15 protein-coding genes, 1 tRNA gene and 1 pseudogene are annotated in these 17,263 nt (G+C 55.8%); 13 read left to right on the forward strand and 4 right to left on the reverse strand.

Annotation, left to right across the window (positions count from 1 at the left end; genetic code table 11):
* Nucleotides 1-7: 7 nt before the first annotated feature.
* From AC13C8_RS11620 to AC13C8_RS11630, 3 genes are all read left to right on the forward strand, one after another.
* Nucleotides 8-646: a CAP domain-containing protein gene (locus AC13C8_RS11620; RefSeq protein ID WP_482847426.1), complete on the forward strand. Its 639-nt coding sequence runs from the start codon at nucleotides 8-10 to the stop codon at nucleotides 644-646.
* A 158-nt stretch (nucleotides 647-804) separates the two neighbouring features.
* Nucleotides 805-1,026: a hypothetical protein gene (locus tag AC13C8_RS11625; protein ID WP_482847428.1), complete on the forward strand. Its 222-nt coding sequence runs from the start codon at nucleotides 805-807 to the stop codon at nucleotides 1,024-1,026.
* Nucleotides 1,027-1,117: 91 nt separating this feature from the next.
* Nucleotides 1,118-2,587: a mannose-1-phosphate guanylyltransferase/mannose-6-phosphate isomerase gene (locus tag AC13C8_RS11630; RefSeq protein ID WP_482847430.1), complete on the forward strand. Its 1,470-nt coding sequence runs from the start codon at nucleotides 1,118-1,120 to the stop codon at nucleotides 2,585-2,587.
* Between the two features lie 18 nt (nucleotides 2,588-2,605).
* On the opposite strand, the gene AC13C8_RS11635 is transcribed toward AC13C8_RS11630, so the two are convergent.
* Together AC13C8_RS11635 and AC13C8_RS11640 are read right to left on the reverse strand one after the other, a co-directional pair.
* Nucleotides 2,606-3,346, reverse strand: coding sequence for a YjbF family lipoprotein (locus AC13C8_RS11635; protein ID WP_177179262.1), 741 nt, complete (start codon nucleotides 3,344-3,346; stop codon nucleotides 2,606-2,608).
* Nucleotides 3,343-5,451: a YjbH domain-containing protein gene (locus AC13C8_RS11640; RefSeq protein WP_482847432.1), complete on the reverse strand. Its 2,109-nt coding sequence runs from the start codon at nucleotides 5,449-5,451 to the stop codon at nucleotides 3,343-3,345. The genes AC13C8_RS11635 and AC13C8_RS11640 overlap by 4 nt, the downstream gene beginning before the upstream one ends.
* A 214-nt stretch (nucleotides 5,452-5,665) precedes the next feature.
* Between AC13C8_RS11640 and AC13C8_RS11645 the strand changes: the two genes are divergently transcribed.
* From AC13C8_RS11645 to AC13C8_RS11660, 4 genes are all read left to right on the forward strand, one after another.
* Nucleotides 5,666-6,823: an acyl-CoA dehydrogenase family protein gene (locus AC13C8_RS11645; RefSeq protein ID WP_482847433.1), complete on the forward strand. Its 1,158-nt coding sequence runs from the start codon at nucleotides 5,666-5,668 to the stop codon at nucleotides 6,821-6,823.
* Entirely contained in the window at nucleotides 6,816-7,916 is a 1,101-nt protein-coding gene (locus AC13C8_RS11650) for a CaiB/BaiF CoA transferase family protein (protein WP_482847435.1), read from the forward strand. The genes AC13C8_RS11645 and AC13C8_RS11650 overlap by 8 nt, the downstream gene beginning before the upstream one ends.
* A gap of 124 nt (nucleotides 7,917-8,040) precedes the next feature.
* Nucleotides 8,041-8,117 (forward strand) — tRNA-Arg (locus tag AC13C8_RS11655).
* Between the two features lie 464 nt (nucleotides 8,118-8,581).
* Nucleotides 8,582-9,112 carry a hypothetical protein gene (locus AC13C8_RS11660; RefSeq protein WP_482847436.1) on the forward strand — a complete coding sequence of 177 codons (531 nt, stop codon included), beginning with the start codon at nucleotides 8,582-8,584 and terminating at the stop codon, nucleotides 9,110-9,112.
* A gap of 116 nt (nucleotides 9,113-9,228) precedes the next feature.
* Here AC13C8_RS11660 and AC13C8_RS11665 read toward each other — a convergent pair whose 3' ends face one another.
* Together AC13C8_RS11665 and AC13C8_RS11670 are read right to left on the reverse strand one after the other, a co-directional pair.
* A complete protein-coding gene (locus tag AC13C8_RS11665; protein ID WP_482847438.1) occupies nucleotides 9,229-9,471 on the reverse strand; it encodes a hypothetical protein in 243 nt (80 codons plus the stop codon).
* Between the two features lie 237 nt (nucleotides 9,472-9,708).
* A complete protein-coding gene (locus AC13C8_RS11670) occupies nucleotides 9,709-10,542 on the reverse strand; it encodes a cyanophycinase (RefSeq protein WP_482847440.1) in 834 nt (277 codons plus the stop codon).
* Between the two features lie 351 nt (nucleotides 10,543-10,893).
* Between AC13C8_RS11670 and cphA the strand changes: the two genes are divergently transcribed.
* The 6 genes and pseudogenes from cphA to groL all read left to right on the forward strand — a co-directional run bounded on the left by cphA (nucleotide 10,894) and on the right by groL (nucleotide 16,798).
* Nucleotides 10,894-13,527 carry a cyanophycin synthetase gene (cphA, locus tag AC13C8_RS11675; RefSeq protein WP_482847441.1) on the forward strand — a complete coding sequence of 878 codons (2,634 nt, stop codon included), beginning with the start codon at nucleotides 10,894-10,896 and terminating at the stop codon, nucleotides 13,525-13,527.
* Between the two features lie 135 nt (nucleotides 13,528-13,662).
* Nucleotides 13,663-14,025 (forward strand): hypothetical protein, encoded by a 363-nt coding sequence (locus tag AC13C8_RS11680; RefSeq protein ID WP_482847870.1) that lies wholly within the window; start codon nucleotides 13,663-13,665, stop codon nucleotides 14,023-14,025.
* Entirely contained in the window at nucleotides 13,941-14,411 is a 471-nt protein-coding gene (locus tag AC13C8_RS11685) for a hypothetical protein (protein ID WP_482847882.1), read from the forward strand. Before AC13C8_RS11680 ends, AC13C8_RS11685 begins: the two co-directional genes overlap by 85 nt.
* Before the next feature lie 105 nt (nucleotides 14,412-14,516).
* Complete coding sequence (locus tag AC13C8_RS11690) at nucleotides 14,517-14,651, forward strand: hypothetical protein (RefSeq protein WP_282129048.1); 135 nt, start codon at nucleotides 14,517-14,519, stop codon at nucleotides 14,649-14,651.
* A gap of 181 nt (nucleotides 14,652-14,832) precedes the next feature.
* Nucleotides 14,833-15,120 carry a co-chaperone GroES gene (locus AC13C8_RS11695; protein ID WP_298976177.1) on the forward strand — a complete coding sequence of 96 codons (288 nt, stop codon included), beginning with the start codon at nucleotides 14,833-14,835 and terminating at the stop codon, nucleotides 15,118-15,120.
* Nucleotides 15,121-15,164: 44 nt separating this feature from the next.
* A pseudogene (groL, locus tag AC13C8_RS11700) lies at nucleotides 15,165-16,798 on the forward strand (chaperonin GroEL).
* The last annotated feature ends 465 nt before the right edge of the window (nucleotides 16,799-17,263 follow it).

Below are 17,263 nucleotides of genomic sequence, written 5' to 3' on the forward strand. Positions count from 1 at the left end.
CTGAATCATGTTTGGAAATACACTCAGAACACTCGGCGTCGCGGCGCTTCTGTCATTTGCCGCGCTGCCGGACGCTGCGGCTGCTGCCTGCACCGTGGCAAAGGTAGCCGGGGCAGAAAAACCAATTCCTAACAAAGGCTTGAACCAAGGCCTGCTTGACAAGGCCGTTGTTGCGCGGGTGAACGCCGAACGGTGTCGACGCGGCCTTCCAGCCCTGACAACGACTTCGGGCCTTCGTAAGCAGGCAGCACGACATTCACAATGGATGGCACGCAGTCAGAAACTCAGCCACAAGGCCAGTGGCTCGTTTAACCGGACCCTCACCGACAGACTGCGAGCATCTGGTGTGCGGTTTCGCACCGGGGCAGAGAACATCGGATGGGTCCATCTCTATGGCATTGATGGCAACAAGTTCATGATTCGCTCGTCGCAGCAGTGTTTTTTCACAACGAAAAGCGGTCGCAGGATTGGGCGGCACAGCTATAACAGTCTGGCCAGTCTGATTGTTCGAAAATGGATGGATTCACCCGGACATAGAAAGAACATTCTGGGCCGAAAACTTCGATATAGCGGTGTCGGCGCGGGCGTTCAGCCCAGTGCGAAGTACTGTGGTTCGGTATTCCTTACCCATATCTTCGCCGGATAATGCGGACTATTGCATCGCTGCCACAGGGTGGCGAAGTTCTGCGTGAACGGGGTATTGAATGCAAGAACAGACTTCCAATAGCGTTCATGGTATGCAAAACAAATATGGACGGCTCGCTAAATCGGCGCTGCCCGCTAATTAATTATGGAGTATGAAACATGAAAAAAGTGATGACCCTTGCCGCTGCTGGCATGATCGCTCTGTCCGCACCTGCTTTCGCTGGCGCATACGGCGACGCAGTTGTTGAAGAAGAAGTTGTTGTTGTTGAAGAAGCTGGTAGCTCGCTGGGCAACACCGGTCTGGCTCTGCTGGGTCTGGCTGTCGTAGCTGGCATCATTGCAGCTTCGGACGACGACACCGAGGCAACCAGCACCAACTAATTTGAACGCTTCTTCGGAAGCATTCAATCGGAAACGGCAAGTCCTTGGGGCTTGCCGTTTTTGTTTTCAGAGGCCATGATTCCACCGTTGGATGAACAATCCCCACCGGTGCGAAGGGCGCTTTGAATTGCAAAAAATCACGCCGATCATTTTGGCAGGCGGCATTGGATCGCGTCTTTGGCCAATATCCCGTGAAAGTTTTCCCAAGCAGTTTCTTAAGATCAATGATGCGCCAAGTTTGTTTCAACAAACCGTGCAGCGCTTTCAATTGGCGGGGTTCACACGCCCCATCATCGTCACGAACGAGGATTATCGTTTTCACGTGGTCGAACAGATGGGAGAAATCGGCACTCTGCCCGAGTTGATATTGCTTGAACCTTGTTCGCGAAACACCGCAGGTGCCGTTTTGGCTGCGGTTCGCATGCAAGCCGGCAGGAATCCTTCGGCGTTGTGCGTTGTCGCGCCGTCGGATCATTTGATTACGGATCGCGCCGGTTTCACCTTGGCCATAGAAAAGGGTGTTTCTGCGGCGATTTCGGGCAAACTGGTTACATTCGGGATCAAACCAGACCGACCCGAAACAGGGTATGGGTATCTTGAGCTTGGCAAAGACGATGTTGGCGGTGGCCAGCTTGCACCCGTCCGGTCCTTTACCGAAAAACCGGATCTACAGACTGCGGCCCTGATGATGTCCAGCGGACACCATCTGTGGAATGCGGGCATTTTCCTGTTTCGTACCTCTGACATGCTTGCCGCGTTCACGCGATACGCGCCAGAAGTCGCCGCCCATGTCGATAAAGCGCTTTCTGGAAATACGCTCGATCTTGGGTTTACCCGTCTTGATAAGGACGCATGGCAGGCAATGCCCGATATTTCCCTAGATTTCGCGGTGATGGAACACGCCGACAACATCTGCGCCGTGCCGTTCGACGGGCACTGGTCTGATCTGGGCAGTTGGCAGGGATACTGGCGCGAAGAATGCAGGTCGAACACGACGCAAGACGGCCTTGTGACCATCGGCAATGCGCACGGCATTGATTGCGAAAGCAGCTTGCTGATGTCCGAAAGTGAGGATCAGACGATTGTGGGTCTTGGGCTGCGCGATCTGGTGGCTGTGGCCATGAAAGACGCGGTGCTGGTCGCGGATCGCAACCGCTCGGATGAGATTGGCACCGTGGTCAACTACCTGAAGTCACGGAACGCGTCGCAGGCTACATTCCGGCCACAGGATTTCAGACCATGGGGCTGGTTCGAGGAACTGGTCACTGGTCCCGGCTTCAAGGTGAAACTTATCACCGTGCATCCGCGGGGTGTTCTGTCGCTGCAATCGCATACCCATCGCGCCGAACACTGGGTGGTGGTTGAGGGATCCGCCAGTGTCACCATCGGAAACCAAACGCTGGACCTGTCTGCGAACCAATCTGCCTATGTGCCGAAAGGCGAGGTTCACCGCTTGGAAAACAACAGCCTGTCCGATGCCGTTCTGATCGAGGTTCAAACCGGTCCTTATCTGGGCGAGGATGATATTGTCCGATACGAAGACGCCTATGCGCGCAGCTAGACGGCACGCCTGCGCGGGTTACAGCCGCAGGTTCTGAATGGCCAGACTGCCGATCCGTTGACCAACCCATTGGCTGGATTTCAGGACACGGCCATTTCCGTCTACCCAATAGACATTGTTGAACGAAATCTCGCCACGCTTGCAGCTTTCCTTCATGACAACAGCATCCGCATTGATTGCACCCAGACTCACGCGCTCCGACTTGCCGCGCGCAAGCGAACAATCCAGCACAAGGCTGGTGCTTTGACCCAGATTGCCAAGATAGAAATGCTCGCGCTTGTAGGTGGCGTTGCGCCGCGCGGTGATCGCCGACACGGCGGCATCGATGCGCGACGCCATCAGGTCTTCGCCCAGACCGCGCGTGTTGGCCAGAACCCCGCGCTGGAAGGTCAGTCCTTGCCCGGGGGCGCTGCCCCACGTGACATAATCGCCATTCCGTCCAACCGGGCTGATGGCCAGGACCGCCTTGGTCTCGATCCGCACGACCAGGGCGATTGGCCCTTTTGTTGCGGCCAAAGCTTTGCTTACAACGGCATTTGGATCGGTCGTCGCTGCCGTCGCGGTGGTGGGTGAAGCTTCTTTGCCACCGCCCAATTTTGCACCCAACTGCTTGCCTGAGTTTTTCAGTAGACTGGCGGTGATCTTCGGCAGTTCAACCGCATCCGTATCCGAACCACATCCGCTCAGCACGACTGAGGCGGCCAAAATGTACCCGGCGACGCGCACAGAGCGTCTGGTGAAACGGACTTTCACGCTCATCTCCAGAACTTGCCCCAACGGGACGCCAGGGCATCTCCGTGGCCTTCGTCCACCCATTCGAACAGGCGGCCATCCACTTCCAGACGCGCGCCGCCGTCACGAGACAGGGATCGTAAACTGGCGTTCGATGCACCGCGTGAGGGTGTGCCGAACGCCCATTCAAACGGAATCGACAGGCGGATGCCTTTGTCAAACGACCCTTCGCCGAAATCCTCGGCCGAGACGTTCGTCTTGGTCACGAAACCACCAACCTTCCAGCCGTTGTCAAATGTCCGGTCGATGGACAATGTGGCACCGTAATCGCCAGCCAGATAGCGGCCCACGTCAAGTTGGCCCGTAAACCCGTTTCCGAAATCATAATACGCGGACACATGCCCGGTAACGACACTGTAATCCTGAAAGCTGAACAGCTGATCAAACTCGCGTTGCTTCACCCAGGCAACTTCGGCGCCTACTGCAAGCTGGCTGTCGACCGGTTTCCACAGCACTTCGGCCGAGACCCCGCCAAACATGCTTTCAAGATAACCAATGGTCACGCGGCTATAAAGGTTCTTGCCGGGGCGACCATACATGCTTGCCGTCAAATGAGAGATCGCCGGATCACCTTCTGCCGCGTACCGCCCGGCCTGCGTCCGTACGGGTGGAAGCGCCGAGGAGCTGCCATCCGAATCTTCGCTCAGGTTGCCCCAGATGCTTTTCGAAATCGACCCGGACAAGAAGATGTTCGGGGCGACTTCATAAGACCCGCTCAGTTTCAGGCCGAAATCTGCGCGGATGGGGCTGGCCGGATCAAAGAAGCTCAATCCCATATAGGGGGCCAAAGCCCAGCGGAACCGGCTTTCGGGATAAGCCAGTTCAGAATTGCGCACCGCACGCGGTGTTGCTTCGCCGATCGAGACACGCTGGAACATATCAGTCGCGGGGGCGTGTTCCAGCCGCTCAATATCGCTGCGGCGCATGGTGACCGTGGACAGCGGAATCCCCCGGTCCACCAGCGTGATCACGAATGTCTCGATTGATGGCGGCAGGGCATGGGTCAATATCCGTGCAGTGCGCCCAACGGCTTGCGCCGGGGAATAGAATTTTCTGTTGTCAACTTTCAGTTCGGCCCGCGTGGCACCCAACGCAAGGGATTGCAGCGTGATCCCGTCCTTGTTCAGCGCATCCCCGACAGCTTTGCGAATGCCTGTTTCGTTGGTCGGATCAGAAATCCAACTCGTGCTCCAGGCCTCGGTGTTGCTGCGCGATGGTCGTGGTTTGACGGGCAAAGGTGCACGTTCGTTCCCCGAACGGGCGATGGGTTGACGCGGGTTCAGACGGATAACGACACTTGCCCCGATCGTATCACCAGCCAGGTAAAACGCATTCAGGTGAATGGCCGGTGATACCTGATAGTCCACAGCAAAATTCAACGGAGACTTATGCTCCATTATCCCTGCCGCCACCTCTTGAACATAAGCGTCCGAGCTGTATTCCGCCTTCAGAGTCAGCTTGTCGTTCACCTTATAGGACACACCGGCAAATGGTGCGAAATCGCCCTTGAACCATTGGCTTGCATTTAGTGTGCCGCCTTGGCCAAAATTCCATGGGGGGCGCGAGCCGGTTGCGCCAATCGGTTCATAGCTGCCCATCCGGCCCCAGCCAAGACCACCCGTGACGCGCAAACGATCACCGATGGTTTTTGTGGCAACGATATACTCGCTGGAATAAATACCCGTGCCGATAAAGTCGCGAATCCCGACGGACACGGCCGGGAAATATTTGCTTTCGTTCAGAACCCGATATCGGACATCGAAGCTCCGGTCGAAGTAATCCCCGACAACAGGGTGGAAATCGGAAATCTTGGCATAGCGGAAGCTGCCTGACAGACGCGGCGTGATCTGGAAGCTCAGCGTGCCGTTGGCATTCGGTCCGAACTGCGAATAGGTGAATGCCAACTCGCTGTCAGCGGCGGCCTCGGCAGTCGGCATCGCGATCAGACCGGGCGTCCCGTAAATCGTGTAGCTGGACGTCAGCGTCCCAACCTCGGCCACGGCCGGCGTGGCTGTCGCCGCTGCGACACCAAAGGCTGCCAGTTTACAAAAATCCACCCGAGAAATGCTCACTGCCATCTCCGTTCAACATCTTTTTTTGTTCAAATACGCGATCCCAGCAGACAAATCACGTAAAACCGACACGGGTCAGCGGTTTGCAGTGGATTGTCGCGCAATTGCACAAATGATCCTGTGGCTCCTCTAGCCTTTGTAACGCGACGTTACCAGCCTTAACAAATCATGGTGGGATATACTGACGAAAACCCTATAAATGTCGGAGCCGATCATGTCACTTTTCACACCATCCGCCGCATGGGTCAGCGACGAACACCGCATGTTTGCTGATATGACCAACCGTTTCTTTGCTGACGAACTGGCACCCAACATCGAACGCTGGGTCGACCAAGGCATCGTTGACCACGACTTTTGGCGCACCGCCGGGCAAGCGGGCATCATGGGCGGTGCCATTCCCGAAGACTTCGGCGGCGCAGGGGGAGACATGGGGTTTGAAAGCGTCGTCATCTATGAACAGGCACGCACGGGCGATTGTGGTTGGGGCTATGGCATCCAGTCCATCGTGGTCCACTACATCACCGCCTATGGCACGGACGAACAAAAGGCGCGCTGGCTGCCCGGCTTGGCGTCGGGCGAGATTGTCGGCGCTATTGCCATGACCGAACCGGGCACCGGGTCAGACCTTCAGGCCGTGCGCACCCGCGCCGAGAAGGACGGCAACCAATACAAGATCAATGGGTCGAAGATTTTCATCACCAACGGACAAGCCGCCGACCTGATCATCACCGTCTGCAAGACCGACCCGAATGCTGGATCAAAAGGTATGTCCCTGATCGTTGTCGAACCGGACCAATGCGAGGGCTTCAAGCGCGGTCAGAATCTGAAAAAGCTGGGTATGAAAGCCAATGACACATCCGAACTGTTCTATGAGGATGTGAAAGTACCCCAGACCAATCTGTTGGGCACGGAAGAGGGGCAAGGGTTCTATCAACTGATGAAGCAACTGCCGTGGGAACGGCTGCTCATTGCCATTCAAGCCCTTGGTGCGATTGATTTCGCGTTGGAACAGACCATCGCCTATACACAAGAACGCAAAGCCTTCGGGCAACGAGTGATGGATTTCCAGAACACACGGTTCAAGCTGGCCGAATGCAAAACCAAGGCCGAAGTGCTGCGCAGTTTTGTCAATGACGGGATCGCACGGCTGATCGACGGCACGCTGGATGCGCCCACCGCTTCGATGGCAAAATACTGGGGCAGCGAGGTCCAGAACGAGGTCATGCACGAATGCCTGCAACTGTTCGGCGGCTATGGCTACATGATGGAATACCCCATTGCCCGGCTCTATGCCGACGCCCGTGTGCAGATGATTTATGGCGGCACGAACGAGATCATGAAGGAACTGATTGCACGGGCGATTGATGAGTAAGGTTGCTGCAAACGGCCCGCTTCACGGCGTCAGGGTTGTGGAAATTCAAGGTCTTGGCCCGACCCCCTTTGCCGCGATGTGGCTGGCAGATATGGGGGCAGATGTGGTGCGCATCCAGCGCCCGAACCTCAAACCCTTGATCCCGCAGAAGGTTGACGTGCTGAACCGAGGACGCGGGTTTGTTGAACTGGACCTGAAAGACGATGCTGATCGCAACGCCGCCTGCAACCTGATCAACCGCGCCGACATGCTGATCGAAGGGATGCGCCCCGGCGTGATGGAGCGTCTGGGGCTTGGCCCGGCTGGCTTTTCGGGCACCAATCCTCGGCTTGTTTATGGACGCATGACGGGTTGGGGGCAATCCGGCCCGCTGGCGCAGGCGGCCGGACATGACATCAACTATATCTCGATCACTGGCGCGCTTCATGCCATCGGAGGCAAACATCCTGTGCCGCCCCTGAACCTGTTGGGCGATTTTGGCGGTGGTGGCATGTATCTTGTCGCTGGAATGCTGGCGGCGTTGTATGCGGCGCGCGAAACGGGCAAAGGCAACGTGGTGGACGCCGCTATCACCGATGGCACGGCGCATCTGATGGCGATGATCTATTCCATGCACGGTGCTGGGATCTGGGCGGACGCGCGCGAGGCAAACCTGCTGGATGGCGGCGCTCCCTTCTACACCGTTTATGAATGCGCCTGTGGCGGGCACATGTCGGTTGGCGCGCTGGAGGCGAAATTCTATGCAGAGCTTCTGTCACGACTGGGGCTGGATGATGCCGACTTGCCCGCACAGATGGATGTCGAAGGCTGGCCTGTCCTGCGCACCTGTTTCGCCGCCCGTTTCAAGCAGAAAACCCGCGATGAATGGGCAGAGCTTCTTGAAGGAACCGACGCCTGCTGCGCCCCGGTCTTGTCCTTGCAGGAAGCGCCCAACCACCCCCATAATCGCGCACGCAATACCTTTGCGGCGATAGACGACGTCATACAGCCAGACGCGGCACCAAAACTGTCAGATACCGCGATTCGCGCAACCATAGGGGAAGAATGCAAGCCATTGCAGATCGACGAACTTATGGCGCGTTGGTCCGGTTAGCCATATTAGCATTCCCATTATCACAGGTACCTCCGCTGCCCGAAGAACGACGGAAAAGACTTCCGGTTTTCCCAATTTGCCCCTTGCAAACCCGGCGCTGGACCGCTAAATCCCCGCCTACCGCGCTCTGGTAGCTCAGCTGGATAGAGTACTTGACTACGAATCAAGGGGTCGGGGGTTCGAATCCTCCCCAGAGCGCCATTCAAACCTTGTCGAACGTCACACGACTTTGACCTTTGCGTCATAAACTGACCCAACATCTTCATTTTATGCTCCCACGTTTTGTTTCATTGATCTGACTTCCGTTCCCGAAAATCAGGGCTGATTTGGAGGTCAGACGGCGAAGCCGCCTGTTCCTGCTGATCTGCCACGTGGCGAATGCGGGAGGGGGCGAGGCAATGCTATTCGACAGGGGTGGTGCGGCCCGCAACCGGAGGTGAGGACACTGCCCTGACTAATAGGGTTGCCCGAGGGGGAGGGCAGCGCCTTCACCCTATTTTTTGTGTATCGGGTGTGGCCGGCTCATCCCTGCTGGTGGCAGGTCTGGGACCGATGCTATCCTTGTTAAAGTTGCACCAGCATTTGGCGGCCCTGAGTCCAGAGTGACTGATGCTGAGTTGAATGCCACAGAAGGAGTGCCTAAATCCTTTTCCTGAATATACTGTTTGGAGCTGGCATTGCTGAAATCTCGGGAAGACGCTTTCAACCTGCTCGAACGATTAGGTGCACCGCGAAGATTGTTCATACACCTCGAATTAGTTGGGGAAGTCGGCGGTGAGTTCATTTCAAAGCTCGATGATCTTGGGATTCAGTACGATAAACGCTTCGTTCAAGTCGGCATTGCGGTACATGATGCGGGTAAAATCGTTCATCCGAACGAGCTTGAAGGAGGTGGTAACCTGCATGAAGCAGCAGGCGAAAAGTTACTTCTTGAACAGGGAGTTTGCGCCCAAATTGCTCGGTGCTGCCGCAGCCACTCACAATACGCCAGCATGAGTGTGTCGTTCGAAGAACTTTTAATCGCGCTTGCTGATACATTGTGGAAAGGTTCGCGAGACGCCGACCTGGAGCTACGAATTATCGATGGCGTCGCAGCACGGCTGCAAACTGACCGATGGGAATTGTTTCAAACTCTCGATAGCCTCTTCGAAGAGATTGCCGCTGACGGAGATGAACGACTATCTCGGAGTATTTAGTTTACGTAGGCTACGTGCAAGATTGGTGTGGAGCGTTCTCACTGGGCGACAACGACGGCCCATACCGGACGTTGATCCATCCCCGGCTATGCTAAGGTAAAGTCTCGACCGTCAGATCATCGCAACGCGCCGGCCACAAGCGCCCCTGCCGCGCGAGCGGCTTCGTCCTCGGGCTCTTTGCGGCCATTCGCTGCATGTTGCCCCAAGGTCGGCAACGCGGACAAAACCGTCATTCGAATTGGGATCTTCGCTGACGCAGCATCCTCTCGCGGGTGCAGCACTCTCATTGTTGCGTCGCGGCGTGCGTCGCCAATCCAGCCATTCGTCGGTTTGAATTTGGCCAGAACCGAAACTGCCATTTCGCCGCATCCCGGTCGGACAAGCAAGACGCGGACTTTTCTGTCGTTGAGCTTTCTTTGGCGACTGGTTGCTAGCCAAGAGTTTCGGGCCTCCATGCAGGTCCTGAGGAGCTGGTAGTTGCTTTGCTTGATCGCTGAGCCGATCGGTCGATACCGGCACAGTTTTAGGTTCAGACAATCATCCTCAACAGCTTGTCTTGAGCAGCGTCAAGTCGTTGATAGTGTTTTGCTCCCATTTCAGCTGGGTATCAGACTCGGCGGCGGCGCTATCGGTCCGGGGTCAATCACTTTGCGCTGCTTCAGGTCGTAGACCACGCCCGGCGTAAGGACGGAATAGATCACATTTGTAAGGGCAAATGGATGACCATTCTCGACGTAGCCCACATGATTGATTTCAATTGCGCTGCCGTCGATCACGATCACTGTACCCGTGCCGATTACGCGGGCCTTGGTTTCGTCCTCAATCAGCAGCCCGGTATTTTCTCCGATACCGAGGCCCAGCATAGCCGGATTGGTCGAAACCGCATGTACGAGACGTGAGATCCGGGATCTTTCGACAAAGTGAGTGTCAAAAATGATGTCACGGATCAATCCCAGCCCTTTGGTCATTTCAATTCCACCTTTACGGAACGGGCGGAAATTGTTGTTTTGAAATATCATGCCTTCGGGAATGACGGCAGCACCGGCAGACGTTCCGGCGATGACACAACTGCCTGATTGATATCGCTCCAAAAGGGTCTTGTGCAGAGGTGTTCCGCCAATCAGGGATGACAGCCGAAGTTGGTCTCCACCTCCAAACATAAACAGCGTCGCCTTGCTTACGATATCGGCGAGCGCGTCTGACGCAGCATCGGGACGCTCCCCGATATGGACGACATCTACTGCCTCGGGGTCGAAACCGGAAAACAGCTGCTGGTAATCACGCCCACGGTCTTCAGGATCTTCGCTGGCCGTTGGCACGATGACGATACGCGCCTTAGGTCCCCCCGCCAATGCAACCATCTCTTGAAAAATACCCGAGTCCTTGGATTTCTTTTCATTTCCGCCGATTGGGATCAGATAACGTGGCATATGCAGTGGCTCCAGGTGTTATGCAGTCTCTTCATTGCAATCGGCGCAATCGCATGCTGCTGGCAATGAAGGTCGAGCCGTGTTAGTTCCATTCTCATATCTTGAAGAGCTGACGCCGTTTCTTGTCAGTAAGACCTGTCCCGTTCCAGTTTCCCATCGCTGCACGACAACATGTGCGCGACAGGTGTGTTTGAACGTATGAAACAGCTAACAGATTTCGAAACGGGCGGGGTGCAGTCACCCTGACCGGCTACATGCACCGTTTATCGTCAACAAGACAGCGAAAACGCTTTGCTCAAGTGAATTGAGCTTGGCGTCCACTTGCGCGGTCAGCGCGCGGAAGGTCATCACATGAGAATTCTAGAGCATCGAGCCCTGCGCGGTCCAAATCGCTACAGCCGTTATCAGGCAATCTTCATGCTGCTGGATATTGGCACATATGAGCAGCAACCCTCTGACACCTTGAATGGTTTTACAGACCGCTTGATCACGCTGATTCCAACGCTGCAAAGTCATGGATGTTCGGTCGGCGGGCCCGGAGGGTTCATTCAACGGCTACGACGTGGCACCTGGCTTGGCCATATCGCCGAACATGTTGCCATAGAATTGCAGTGTCTGGCTGGAATGGAAGTGGGGTTTGGCAAAACATACGACACAAACGACGATGGCATTTACAAGGTTGTCTATCGTTACCGCGTTGAATCAGCTGGCCTAAAAGCCGGTGAAGCGGCTGTCGCGCTGGTGCATGGGCTCGCTCAAAATCAACCCTTTGATATTGAAGCTATTATCGCTGAGCTTAAGGAGTTGCGGGAAAACGATCTTCTCGGCCCTTCAACCAACAGCATTGTCGAAGAGGCCAAGCTGAGGGGTATCCCTGCCATACGCCTCAACACTGACAGCCATGTGCAGTTGGGCTATGGCTGCAAGCAGCGTCATGTTCAGGCAACAATGACTGATCGTACCAGCGCAATCGGGGTTGAAATCGCGGATGAGAAATTCAGAACCAAAGAGCTTCTTAGCCGGGCCGGAATTCCGACGCCTGAAGGGAAACTTGCGATCTCACTGGCTGAAGCCATCCAGATTGCGGATGACATTGGTTATCCTATCGCGGTCAAACCTGAGGTTGGTAATCATGGTCGTGGCATATCGGCTCGTGTGTCTGACGATAACGAGCTTGAAACAGCCTTCGCGTCTGCTGTCGCAATCTGCGGCAACGTCATCGTTGAAAAAACCATGTCAGGGTTTGATTTCCGCGTGCTTGTCATTGATGGACATCTGGTCGCGGCAGCACGCCGGGAACCCGCCCATATCGTGGGGGATGGAACGTCCACGGTTCAACAGCTGATTGATCAGGTGAACGCAGATCCGCGACGCGGTATCGGGCATGAACGGGTGCTCACTGCCATCACGATTGACGATATGTCCCAGCGTCTGCTCGCATTCCAGGACCGTGCGCTTGATAGTACATTGGCTGCCGAGGAAAAGCTGTATCTGAAATCCACGGCCAATCTCAGCACCGGTGGCACCGCCTGTGACGTGACCGACAACGTGCATCAGGACGTGCGCTTGATGTGCGAACGGGTGGCGCGCATTATCGGCATGGACTGTATCGGGATAGACATCGTGGCCCCCGGCCTTGACCAGCCGCTCGCACATGGGACCGCTGGGATCGTCGAAGTGAACGCGGCCCCCGGCTTCAGGATGCATTTGGCACCAACCGATGGCCAGGCCCGCAATGTCGCCAAACCCTTTGTTGATATGCTGTTTCCGCCCGCTTTGGATACGAACGTCCCGACTATTGCGGTGACAGGCACCAACGGCAAGACAACGACCGCAAAACTGATCGCGCATACGCTCAAATATAGCGGACACATGGTTGGTTTTGCTGGAACGACGGGCGTTGCTATCGACGGTGTAGAAATCGTTACTGGCGATTACAGCGGCCCCGAAGGGTCCAGCATTGTTTTGCGAGAGCCGACGATTGACCATGCCGTGCTTGAAATTGCGCGTGGCGGCATCATTCGACGGGGCTTGGGCTTTGACAGCTGCGACATTGGTGTATTTCTCAATGTCGACGAAGACCATATCGGCGTTGATGGTGTTGAAGACCTCGAAGAGCTGTCTTTGGTCAAATCAACTGTCATCGAAGTTGTCAAAGACACTGGCGTATCCGTCTTGAATGCGGACGACTCAATTGTCGTGGGACTTGCAAGTCGAGCTGGCGGCAAGGTCGTCTATTTTTCACTCCAGCCACAGAATGAAACGATCAAGCAGCATCTTGAAGAAGGCGGAACCGCCGTTGTCCTGCAGGATGGCAATATCGTCATCCACTCCGCCGAACCAACCATTCACGTGTCCTCGGTTCTCGACGCCCCGATCACCATGAGTGGTGCAGCAACGTTCAACATCGCCAATGTTTTGGCCGGGGTGGCCGCGCTCCACGGTCTGGGGCTGTCTGTAGACATGATACGAAACGGCATCAGCACGTTCCACCCAAGCGCATCCCAGAACCCCGGGCGCATGAACCTGATCGACTTTGTCACGTTCAAGGTGATCGTCGACTACGGCCATAACACGCCTGCGGTAAAAGCCATGGGGCGCGTGCTTCCCCATCTGACCAAGGGGAAAAAGATTGTCGTCGCCCATGGCACCGGAACCAGGGTGGACACGCAGATCGAGGCGTTTGGTGCCGCACTTTCCAACGTGTACGACAAAATCATTCTGGCCGACGCCGATCCGCGCGGGCGCAAGCCGGGCGAAACCCCGGAGCTGGTGCGATCCGGTGCTTTGGGCAATGGATTTCCTGCGGGCGCGGTGGAAATTGTCAATGACCCGGACAAAGCCCTCGCGCGCGCATTCGAAATCGTCCGCCCCGGTGATCTGATCGTGGTTCAAGTGAACGAAGTTGAACCTATGCTTCAGGCTGTCATGGCGCATTTTGCACGCATCTCAGGCCCTGCCACGATCCCTGAAGCGGTGCCTTGAGCGTCAACGGTCTAACCTACACATCGATCCATTTGTCTTTGACGAATTGAGGATAGGCACACCATGAGATACGATAATGATCGCCCTCCAATGGCCGTCATACTTGCAGATGGCATTGGCTCTCGTCTCAGCCCCATGACAGACAGCAGTGCCAAATGCATGTTGTCCGTTGGCGGGTCCGTCATTCTTGAGCGCACGATCCGCAACTGCCTCAGCTGCGGCATTTCGCAGTTTGTTCTGGTGCTGGGACACAGGCGGATGAGATCAAGTATTTCGTCAACAAGGCATTTAGAGGCATCCGTGTCACCTATGTTATCAATGATCGATATCGCGATACCAACACCGGCTACGCGCTGGGGGCGGCCGCTTCGAAGATCGGGAGTTCTGAATTCATCAGGATTGATGCGGATCTGGTGTTTGACGCAAGGATACTGCGCCAGCTTACCGACAGCGATTTGCCCAACGTCCTGTGTATCGACAGCACTGGCACGCGCATGACTGCACAGATGAACGTGATCGCTGACGAACAAAAGCATGTGCGTACCGTGGGCGCCTCCGTTGATCCTGAATTGGCCGTAGGCGCCTCCATCAAGATCGACAAAGTTAGCGGCAAGATGGCGCCGCTGCTGTTTGCCGAGCTTGCGATTATGATGGAGAACCCCGCCAATCTAAGAGCCGATCTCGAAGCCGCTTATGCGCGACTGGTGGAAAAGGGAACCATCATTCATGCCTTGGATATTGCCGGGCTGAATTGGACGAATATTGAGACAGCCGAGGGTTTTACCGCGGCGAACGCTATGTTCCGATCGCCCATCACCACGGTCTCGCGAGGCCAGCAACGCGCGTTGGACGAAGCTACTGAAAAAGAACCCCATCCGACGTGAAGCCAGAAAGCAATCCACCGGCGCAATTCTATCAGCGACCGGTGCGTACCGCAGTCAGACCTTGCCATCTCGGCATTGGATCGCTGCACTTTGGAAGGACAGACAATGTCAAAGGGCAACAGCAAGCGTGGCAACAAGGAAGCCAAGAAACCCAAACAGGAAAAGCCGAAGGTCTCTGCTACAGCCAACTCTCTCGCAGGAAAGCCGGCGCTGGCGATTGGTGGGAAAAAGGTGAAGTAAGACAAGTTTCAAGGTCGGCAATTCCTGACAGACATACCTCAAAGGAAATATAGTTCCGTTGGCTATTGTAGAGATCTGTCGGGATAGCCATTTTTCATACATTGGCACTCAGGTGTGGCGAGTGCCAATGTTTCCCTAAGCATGCCACCCCTACCCGGAAATCCCGAAAAGGAGCATTTCCATGATGTTTACCCCATTACATGACCGTGTCTTGGTCCGCCGTATTGAAGGCGACGAAAAGACCTCGGGCGGCCTGATCATCCCTGACAATGCAAAAGAAAAACCGCAGGAAGGCGAAGTTGTATCCGTCGGTGCCGGTGCAAAAGACGACGCAGGCGCGCGTATCGCAATGGACGTCAAGGCTGGCGACAAAATTCTGTTCGGCAAATGGTCGGGCACGGAAATTAAGATCGACGGTGAAGAGCTGATGATCATGAAGGAGAGCGACATCTTGGGCATTATGGCCTGAACGACGCGTCCCCTTTCACACATCTTTCATTTAGGAATACCGACATGTCTGCAAAAGACGTCAAATTTGGCACGGACTCCCGTGACCGTATGCTCAAGGGCATCAATACGCTCGCAAACGCCGTCAAGGTCACGCTTGGCCCCAAGGGCCGCAACGTGGTTCTCGACAAGTCCTATGGTCGCCACGCATCACCAAGGACGGTGTTACGGTCGCCAAGGAAATCGAACTCTCGGATGCGTTCGAGAATATGGGCGCACAGCTCGTTAAAGATGTTGCATCGCGCACCAATGACGAGGCTGGCGACGGCACGACCACCGCGACAGTTCTGGCCCAAGCCATCGTCAAAGAAGGCATGAAATCAGTCGCAGCGGGCATGAACCCGATGGACCTCAAACGCGGTATCGACAAAGCGGTCACCGCCGTTGTTGCCGAGGTCAAGGCAATGTCGCGGCCAGTGGGCGATACGGCCGAGATCGCCAAAGTCGGCACTATCTCCGCAAACGGTGAGGCTGCTATCGGTCAACAGATCGCGGACGCGATGGCGAAAGTCGGCAACGAAGGAGTCATCACCGTCGAAGAGAACAAAGGCCTTGAGACCGAGACCGAAGTGGTCGAAGGCATGCAATTTGATCGCGGCTATCTCAGCCCGTATTTCATCACAGATACCGCCAAGATGACGGCGACCCTGGAAGACTGCGTCATCCTCCTGCACGAGAAGAAACTCACGTCTCTGGCCCCCATGGTGCCTTTGCTTGAGGCAGTCATGCAGGCGAACAAGCAGCTCTTGGTGATGGCCGAGGACATTGATGGCGAAGCGCTCGCAACCCTTGTGGTGAACAAACTGCGCGGTGGCCTGAAGGTTGCTGGTGTCAAAGCGCCCGGTTTCGGAGATCGTCGCAAGGCGATGTTGGAAGATCTTGCCATCCTTACCGGTGGACAGGTGATTTCCGAAGAGCTGGGCATCAAGCTCGAAAACGTCACGATGGACATGCTTGGCGATGCCAAGAAGATTGCAATCACCAAGGACACTACAACTGTGATCGACGGCGCAGGCGACAAAGAAGCTATCGCTTCGCGTGTCACCCAAATCCGTGCACAGATCGAAGAGACCACCTCAGACTACGACAAGGAAAAACTGCAGGAGCGGCTGGCCAAACTGGCAGGCGGCGTTGCGGTGATCAAAGTTGGTGGTGCGACCGAGATCGAAGTGAAAGAGCGCAAGGATCGGGTTGATGACGCCTTGAACGCAACACGTGCGGCCGTCCAAGAAGGCGTCGTGCCAGGCGGTGGCGTCGCACTTGTCCATGCAGGCAAGGTTCTGGAAGGACTCAAGGGCGACAACGCGGATCAGGATGCGGGTATCAAGATCATCCGCAAAGCCCTCCAGGCGCCGTTGCGCCAGATCGCTCAAAACGCCGGTGTCGATGGCTCAGTCGTTGCTGGAAAGGTACTTGAGAACACCAGCAAGACGTTCGGCTATGATGCGCAGTTGGACGAGTACGGCGACATGTTGAAGGCCGGTGTCATCGATCCGACCAAGGTCGTTCGGATCGCGCTGGAATATGCGGCATCGGTTGCGGGCCTGCTCGTTACCACCGAAGCGATGGTGGCGGACAAACCCGCCAAGCCAAACCGCCACGGCATACCCGACATGGAGGGTATGGAAGGCATGATGTAAGCGACGGCGTCTAAAGAACGGCCCGCAGGCATTCGTTTGCGGGCTAGGTCAATTTTACTTAACAAACGATGGAATATGGCGTATCGGGACGCGGCCTCTCCGAGTAACAAAGCGTGCTGAATTTAGCGTCATCATTCCAGCTATTTTCGGTTGCTGACTCTCAAGTTTTCGCGTGCATATTTACGCAGCACCTGCGCCACCTTACCTGTGATACTATCGCTCTGGCTTTTGACGTAGGTCCGGTTTGTCCCGCGTCTCAATCCTTGACCTCATGATCCGCGCCGCAACGCGCACCAATGGCCGATTTTCCCGCCGCAATGCAGCTTGAAGAACTGAGCATGTGCAGAATTCTTTACGCTGCGTGCGCGCGCAGCACAAATTTAAGACTTCTGCTGTGGGCTCGTTCCAGACCTTCGCCGCAGCCTTTACGAACAGCCGCCTTTCGATTTGGACCGGAATTGCTCG

The organism is Aliiroseovarius sp. B-4 (assembly GCF_056857795.1).

Excerpts from the sequence above, each read along its gene's own strand:
- cphA (WP_482847441.1), top strand. The coding sequence starts at position 10,894 with ATGAGAATTCTAGAGCATCGAGCCCTGCGCGGTCCAAATCGCTACAGC.
- AC13C8_RS11695 (WP_298976177.1), top strand. The coding sequence starts at position 14,833 with ATGATGTTTACCCCATTACATGACCGTGTCTTGGTCCGCCGTATTGAA.
- AC13C8_RS11670 (WP_482847440.1), bottom strand. The coding sequence starts at position 10,542 with ATGCCACGTTATCTGATCCCAATCGGCGGAAATGAAAAGAAATCCAAG.
- AC13C8_RS11665 (WP_482847438.1), bottom strand. The coding sequence starts at position 9,471 with ATGGCAGTTTCGGTTCTGGCCAAATTCAAACCGACGAATGGCTGGATT.
- AC13C8_RS11620 (WP_482847426.1), top strand. The coding sequence starts at position 8 with ATGTTTGGAAATACACTCAGAACACTCGGCGTCGCGGCGCTTCTGTCA.
- AC13C8_RS11630 (WP_482847430.1), top strand. The coding sequence starts at position 1,118 with ATGAACAATCCCCACCGGTGCGAAGGGCGCTTTGAATTGCAAAAAATC.
- AC13C8_RS11625 (WP_482847428.1), top strand. The coding sequence starts at position 805 with ATGAAAAAAGTGATGACCCTTGCCGCTGCTGGCATGATCGCTCTGTCC.
- AC13C8_RS11690 (WP_282129048.1), top strand. The coding sequence starts at position 14,517 with ATGTCAAAGGGCAACAGCAAGCGTGGCAACAAGGAAGCCAAGAAACCC.
- AC13C8_RS11635 (WP_177179262.1), bottom strand. The coding sequence starts at position 3,346 with ATGAGCGTGAAAGTCCGTTTCACCAGACGCTCTGTGCGCGTCGCCGGG.
- AC13C8_RS11650 (WP_482847435.1), top strand. The coding sequence starts at position 6,816 with ATGAGTAAGGTTGCTGCAAACGGCCCGCTTCACGGCGTCAGGGTTGTG.
- AC13C8_RS11680 (WP_482847870.1), top strand. The coding sequence starts at position 13,663 with ATGACAGACAGCAGTGCCAAATGCATGTTGTCCGTTGGCGGGTCCGTC.
- AC13C8_RS11645 (WP_482847433.1), top strand. The coding sequence starts at position 5,666 with ATGTCACTTTTCACACCATCCGCCGCATGGGTCAGCGACGAACACCGC.